Below are 5565 nucleotides of genomic sequence, written 5' to 3' on the forward strand. Positions count from 1 at the left end.
CGGGGGCGCAGCCTGAACGGCGGGCGTGGCCGGCCGCGCCGCGGGCTGTTCCGGCGGCGAAACAAAGCTCGGACGGGCGCCGGGAGCGTTCCCGGCCTGGCCTTGCTCGGACTGGTAGATCTGCAGGCCGGCGGCCGGGTCCTGCGGCTGGGCGTCCTCGGGCGCGGCGCTCTTCATCTCGCCCACGGGCGAGCCCACGGTTTTCGGCGGCTGGCCCGCCTCGCGCACGCCGGAACGATAGAACAGGAAGATGGCGGCGATCAGCCCCAGCAGCACCAGGCCGCTCAGGATCAGCGTGACCGGAAAAGGCCGCGCGCCCCGCACCGGCTGTCGCGCGTCGAACGACAGTGGCGCGTCGGCGGTGGGAGGCGCATAGGCGCCACGGTCGTGCTCGGACATCTAGAGGCTCCGAATGGGTCAGGCGCGCGCAGGCAAGGCTGCGAATCGCGCACTTTCAAGGCGAACTCTAACGAACCGTACGCCCGCCCGAACCGTCCTGCGGCGTTTTCCTGTGGGCGGCGTTTAGCCGCTCACCCGCCCTCACCTCAACTCCACACCTCCAGGTGGAAGAGCTTGCGGTGCTCCTCGATCGCAAAGCGGTCGGTCATGCCGGCGATATAGTCGCACACCACCCGCGCCCGGCCGGCCTCGTCGCGCGATTGGGCGCGCTGGAACCACTCGGTCGGCATCACTTCGGGCTCGGCCATGAACAGCTGGAACATCTCCGCCAGGATCCGCCGGGCCTGGCTGCGCGTGCGGTTGACCTTCCAGTGGCGGTACATCCGCTCCATCAGGAAGCGCCGCAGCGCGGAGAGATCCTCGACCATGTCGCGCGAGAAGCTGATCAGGGCGTGGCCCAGCTGGCGCACGTCCTCGGGGGCCTGCACGGCGCCCTGCTCGACCCGCCGGCGGGTCTCGGCCAGGACGTCGTCGACCATGGCGCCGATCATCCGCCGCACCGCCTCCAGCCGGATGATGCTCGGGTCGCAGTCCGGATAGTCGGCCAGCGCGCTCTCGACGTTCGGGCCGATCAGCGGCACCGCGCGCAGCTCTTCCAGGTTGAACAGCCCGGCCTGCACCCCATCGTCGACGTCGTGGTTGTTGTAGGCGATGTCGTCGGCCAGCGCCGCGACCTGGGCCTCGGCGGACGCCCAGGTGGAGAGCCGCAGGTCGTACTCGGCGTCGAACTCGGCGATCGCCCGCCAGGACGGCCGGTCGAGCTTATCGACCACCGGGCCGTTGTGCTTGATCACTCCCTCCAGCGTCTCCCAGGTCAGGTTCAGTCCGTCGAAGCGCGGATAGCGGCGCTCCAGTCTGGTGACCACGCGGAAGGTCTGGACGTTGTGGTCGAAGCCGCCGAAGTTCTGCATCTGAATCTGCAGCTCGTCCTCGCCGGCGTGGCCGAACGGCGGGTGGCCGAGGTCGTGGGCCAGGGCCACCGTCTCGGCGAGGTCGGCGTCCAGGCCCAGGGCCGTCGCGATCGAGCGGGCGATCTGCGCCACCTCCAGCGAATGGGTCAGGCGGGTGCGGAAGTGGTCGCCCTCGTGGGCCACGAAGACCTGGGTCTTCTCCTTCAGCCGACGAAAGGCGCTGGTGTGGATGATGCGGTCGCGGTCGCGGGCGAAGGCTGTGCGCGTCTTGCTCTCGTTCTCGGCGACCTTGCGGCCCCGTGACCGGAACGGGCTTTCGGCGAACGGCGCGCGGGTGGGAAGCGACGGCATAAGACCCTTCGTGATGGCGGCCTCTTGGTCGAAGCCGCGGTCGACCTCATATAGGCTAAGCCGGTTATCGATTTAACAGACATGACGACCACGCCCGACATGACCCTTTCCGACACCGCCGCGCGCCGCATCCGCGCCCTGGCCGAGGCCGAGGGACGGCCGGTGATGCTGCGGGTTGCGGTGGAAGGCGGCGGCTGCTCCGGCTTCCAGTACCAGTTCGACCTGGTCGACGCGGCCCAGCCCGACGACCTGAAGATCGAACGCGACGGCGCGGCGGCCCTGGTCGATTCCGTATCGCTCGCCCTGCTCAAGGGCTCGGAAATCGACTTCGTCGAGGAGCTGGCCGTCGCGGAATTCCGCGTCCGCAACCCGAACGCCAAGTCGAGCTGCGGCTGCGGCGTGAGTTTTTCGATCTGAGATCAAGATGCTCCCCACAGGGGCAGGGCTATCGCATATGGCCGAGCATTGAGAGGAGGAAGGCGTCGTCCCATCCGGCGCGCTTGAGCTTCTTGGTCATGGAGCCCTTGGCGGGGTGGTGTCGGGCGATGTTGAGCGCAAGCCTGCGCAAGAGGGCGAGGTTTCGAGGGCCGTGGTCCTTTCGGCTTCGGGCGCGGTCTTCAAGGAAGGCGACGTCGAGCACCCAGTGGAGCTGGTTTTCGATGGTCCAGTGGGTCCTGGCGACCTCGATCATCCGCTGGGCGTCGAGCCAGGCGGAGAGCAGATAGTAGCGGACGATCACCGGCTCGGGCTGGCCCTGGCTCTTGCGATAGGTCTCCACGCGGGCGACGGCGGCCAAGCCCGGGAAGTCCATATCCTCGGCGGCGACCACGATGGCGGTGCGCGCCTCGGTTCGGTCATGCGCCTTGGCCGGTCCGTCGACGGCTTCGGCTTGGAGATCGGCCGCTTCGATCAGGGCTTGGGCCTTGGCGAGCAGGACGGGCTGGTTGCCTTTCAGGGCCAGGGCGTAGTCGGCGCCCGTGTCGAGTATCGCCTGGGCGGTGTCGGCGAGGCAGTGGATGGCGTCGGCGGTGACGATGCAGCCGTCAAGCCGCAGCAGTGCAAGCGCTTGTCGGGCGCCGAGGACCTCGTTGCGGCCGGGCGCCAGGCGTTGGCCGATCACCAGCCGCGCTTCCGCCGCCCAGACATTGACCAGATGCAGCGGCGTGGCCTTGCGCCCGCGCTCATAAGCGCCGCGCAACGCCTTGCCATCGATCGCCACCACCCCCTTCAGGGCGCCCGCAAAGGCCGTGGTGAACTTCGTGAACGCCGCCTCGAAAGGTTCCGGCTGCAACAGCCGGAACACACGGCTGAAGGTGTCGTGGCTCGGCGCGCCGTGCTCCAGCTTCACCACCTGCCGCAACAGAGACAGCTTGGCCTGTGCGAACTCGGCCATGTCCGTGCAGTCCTCCGCACCGCACAGCACCGCGGCTAACGCCACAAACACCAGCTCCAAGAAGTCATGCCGCGCATTGCCCGCACGCGGATCGGCCACCTCGCCGAAATAGTCTGTGAAGCCCTCCACCGCCGCGCTCCTCCTCAACCGAGGAGCTCAACGCCAGCCCGCTTCGCCTAACAATTCGACTCCAACGCCATATGCGATTCCCCTGCCCACAGGGGGAGGATCTAAGGATGCACGGGCATCCGCGCCCGCTCCTCCTCCGTCGCTGGAAACATGCGGAAGAAGGGATTGGCCTCGCGGACGGCGCGCGCGACGCTCGGCCGTTCGAGCAGCCGTTGACGGTAGGCCGCCGTCACCGGGAAGCCGTCCAGCGGCTCGGCGATCGCCGCGTAGAACAGCGACGGCGCCGCAGCGCAATCGGCCATGCTGAAAGTCTCGCCAGCCGCCCAGGTCCGCCCCGCCAGGCGCCGGTCGATCACGGCATAGGCCTTCCGCAGATTCGCGTGCGCGCCTTCCACCGCCACGGCGTCGCGCTGCTCGGGCGGACGCAGGCGGTTGGCTACGATCGGCTGGAAGGCGTTCATCACATAAGAGTCGAAGATGCGGTCCCACAGCCGCACCTCCAGCGCCTGGTCGAGGTCCTCCGGGATCAGCCGGGCCGCGCCGGGATGACGCCGGTCGAGGTATTCGATGATGATGCTGGTCTCGAAGACCTCGACGCCGCGGTCCGTGTCGCGCAGCGCCGGGATCTTGCCGAACGGCGAAAGCTGCAGATAGGCCGCCCGCGCCGCCTCGTCGCCCAGGTTCACGGTCACGGACTTGAACGGCGTTCCCGCCTCGTAGAGGGCGATCAGAACCTTCCAGCAATAGGACGACAATGGGTGCAGATGCAGTTCGAGGGCCATGACCGAGCCTCCATTTCGTTAAGTAGTTGCTTAAGTTATTTTCAGGAACCAGGCAAGCCGCCTTGAGCCCCGCGCCCGCCGCCACTAGCTTCGCCGCCGCACCCGCGGAGTCGCCATGCGCATCGCCACCTGGAACGTGAATTCGATCAACGCCCGGCTCGAAACGGTCGTGCGCTGGTTCGAAGAGGCCGAGCCCGACGTGGCCTGCCTGCAGGAAATCAAGTGCGTCGACGAGAAGTTTCCGGCCGAAGCCTTTGAACGCCTTGGCTATAACGTCGCCGTGCACGGCCAGAAGAGCTACAACGGCGTGGCCATGCTCTCGAAGCGGCCGCTGGAAGACGTCCGCCGCGGCCTGCCGGAGGGCGACGGCGACGATCATGCCCGCTACATCGAGGCGGTGGTCTCCGGCCCGCAGCCGGTGCGGGTCGCCTCCATCTACCTGCCGAACGGCAATCCGATCGGCACGGAGAAGTTCGCCTACAAGCTGGCGTGGCTGGGCCGGCTGCGCCGCCACGTCGAGACCCTGATGGCTTTCGAGGAGCCGTTGGCCCTGCTTGGCGACTACAACGTCATCCCCGAGGAGCGCGACGCCGAGTTCCCGAAGAACTGGGCCGAAGACGCCCTCTTCCAGCCGGAGAGCCGCGCCGCCTTCCGCGGCCTCAAGTGGATGGGGCTCACCGACGCCTATCTGGAGGCGGACGGCGCGCCTGGCGCCTACACCTTCTGGGACTACCAGGCCGGCGCCTGGCAGCGGAACAACGGCATCCGCATCGACCACGCGCTGCTCTCGCCCCAGGCGGCCGACCGCCTGCGCGGCGTCTCGATCCATCGCGACGTGCGCAGCTGGGACAAGCCCTCCGACCATGTCCCGCTGGTGATCGAGCTCGACGTCTGATGCGCCGCCGGCGTTTTCCGATTCCATTTTTCCGAAACCGGCGAAGCGGCTTAGCCTTCGGCGAATGAGTCAGCTCGGCCACTTCCTGGTCCTGGTCGGCGTTATCGCCGTGGCGCTCGCCGCCATGGGCGCGGTCGTCGGCTGGTACAACGAGCAGGGCCGGCGGATCCGACGCGGCCTGCGCAACGTGCTGAAGGGCGAGACCCACGCCCTGATCATCGCGCCCGGCCGGGGCCGCGGCGCGGGCTTCAACTTCACCAGCAACACCATGGCGGTCGCCTGGGACACCGGCGGCTGGTGCCTGATCTACCGGTTGGACGAACTGATGGGCGTCGAGCTGATCGTCGACGGCCAAGTGGCGGCCCGAGCCTATCGCGGCGAGCCGCGGCGGCCGCTGGACATGCTGGGCGGGGCCGAGCAGCAGGTGGCGCTCCGGCTGGTGTTCGACGACCTGCAGCACCCCGACTTCCACCTCGAGCTCTGGAGCGCCGAGCGCGCCGATCGCCGCGGCGAGCACACCCCCGCCGAGGCGATCGAGGAAGGCAACCGCTGGCTGGCGCGGATGGAGTCGATCTTCCGCCGCAAGCCCGCCGACGGCGCGGCTCGCCCCGCCGAACCGGCGCGCGCGCGGGGGCCCGAGGCGAC

At 68.5% G+C, this 5565-nt stretch carries 5 protein-coding genes and 2 pseudogenes; 3 read left to right on the plus strand and 4 right to left on the minus strand.

Annotated elements, in window-relative coordinates:
* Positions 1 to 399, minus strand: a pseudogene (locus VJS38_RS16195) (SPOR domain-containing protein); the annotation flags it as partial.
* A gap of 146 nt (positions 400 to 545) precedes the next feature.
* On the minus strand, positions 546 to 1721 hold the full coding sequence (locus tag VJS38_RS16200; RefSeq protein WP_324089187.1) for a deoxyguanosinetriphosphate triphosphohydrolase: 1176 nt from the start codon (positions 1719 to 1721) through the stop codon (positions 546 to 548).
* Between the two features lie 81 nt (positions 1722 to 1802).
* On the opposite strand from VJS38_RS16200, the gene erpA reads away from it, so the two are divergent.
* Entirely contained in the window at positions 1803 to 2138 is a 336-nt protein-coding gene (gene erpA, locus VJS38_RS16205) for an iron-sulfur cluster insertion protein ErpA (protein WP_324089188.1), read from the plus strand.
* A 28-nt stretch (positions 2139 to 2166) separates the two neighbouring features.
* Here the strand turns inward: erpA and VJS38_RS16210 are convergent, their stop codons facing one another.
* Both VJS38_RS16210 and VJS38_RS16215 read right to left on the minus strand, forming a co-directional pair.
* Complete coding sequence (locus VJS38_RS16210) at positions 2167 to 3243, minus strand: ISAs1 family transposase (protein ID WP_324089189.1); 1077 nt, start codon at positions 3241 to 3243, stop codon at positions 2167 to 2169.
* A 101-nt stretch (positions 3244 to 3344) separates the two neighbouring features.
* Positions 3345 to 4025, minus strand: coding sequence for a glutathione S-transferase family protein (locus VJS38_RS16215; protein WP_324089190.1), 681 nt, complete (start codon positions 4023 to 4025; stop codon positions 3345 to 3347).
* A 115-nt stretch (positions 4026 to 4140) separates the two neighbouring features.
* On the opposite strand from VJS38_RS16215, the gene xth reads away from it, so the two are divergent.
* Together xth and VJS38_RS16225 are read left to right on the plus strand one after the other, a co-directional pair.
* Positions 4141 to 4920, plus strand: a complete 780-nt coding sequence (xth, locus tag VJS38_RS16220; RefSeq protein ID WP_324089191.1) for an exodeoxyribonuclease III — start codon at positions 4141 to 4143, stop codon at positions 4918 to 4920.
* A gap of 64 nt (positions 4921 to 4984) precedes the next feature.
* Positions 4985 to 5565: pseudogene (locus VJS38_RS16225) on the plus strand (hypothetical protein); the annotation flags it as partial.

The sequence above is a fragment of the Phenylobacterium sp. genome, assembly GCF_035276905.1.
In the GTDB taxonomy this organism is placed as follows: Bacteria; Pseudomonadota; Alphaproteobacteria; order Caulobacterales; family Caulobacteraceae; genus Phenylobacterium.